The sequence below is a fragment of the Weissella sp. DD23 genome (genome assembly GCF_001579105.1).
In the GTDB taxonomy this organism is placed as follows: domain Bacteria; phylum Bacillota; class Bacilli; order Lactobacillales; family Lactobacillaceae; genus Weissella; species Weissella cibaria.
Genome location: NZ_KQ970400.1, coordinates 11,427 through 12,136, shown reverse-complemented (window position 1 = coordinate 12,136; position 710 = coordinate 11,427). Strand labels below are relative to the sequence as shown.

1 protein-coding gene is annotated in these 710 nt (G+C 45.9%); it reads left to right on the top strand.

Features of this window, described 5'->3' with window-relative positions; all coding sequences use genetic code 11:
- Nucleotides 1-125: 125 nt before the first annotated feature.
- Nucleotides 126-371, top strand: a complete 246-nt coding sequence (locus tag WEIDD23_RS11180) for a hypothetical protein (protein ID WP_010369648.1) — start codon at nt 126-128, stop codon at nt 369-371.
- Nucleotides 372-710 lie beyond the last annotated feature (339 nt).

Genomic DNA, 710 nt, shown 5'->3' with positions numbered 1-710 from the left:
ACGTGTCATACGCGGCCATTCGGCAACAATTGCACGTTGATGATACGACGATTCACCAACTAGCGCGTGAAACAGGACTCTCAGCTAAATAAGGGTTGCTGTCGTTGGAAGGGGATGATATCGGCATGACTAGACAGAACGATCGAAAAAATCTTGAAAAACGACTTGCTGACTTAGAGAAAGATCGCGATGAAATGGCGGCTGAACTGGATTTGAAATCAAATCGAGGGCGGCTGTTGGAACATCGTGATGCATTGCGCTTTGACTACTTAGAGACGCAAAATGCGTTGCTACTTAATCAACAAGCGGAACTGTTGACGTTGGTCACAACGCTCGAAAAGAAACTGGCGCAATTGACACAAGACAATTAACTAAAAGCACCGGACTCACGCAGTTGCGTAGGTCCGGTGCTTTTTCGCATCAAGAATATTGTGATTGTTGAGATTATAGAAGGTGTGGCACGATGCGGAAGCCACTAAGTAAGTGTACGCCGAATACACGCGGTTACGGCAAAGTTCCACTATTCAGGTATTAGTCAGTCTAACAACAACGTATTCCAGACATCTGTGCCACGTGTTCTGGAAAGGACTACACTAATGGAGGGTTCAAAACATGCCGTCAAATTGTGTCGCTTTGCCAACTGACTTTTCTCAAGCAGCATGATATTGAACCGTTATTTTGGGATGACCACATCACCGTGCACAGCGAGG

What these genes read in the sequence shown, in the direction of transcription:
- WEIDD23_RS11180 (WP_010369648.1), top strand. Translation starts at nt 126, where the DNA reads ATGACTAGACAGAACGATCGAAAAAATCTTGAAAAACGACTTGCTGAC.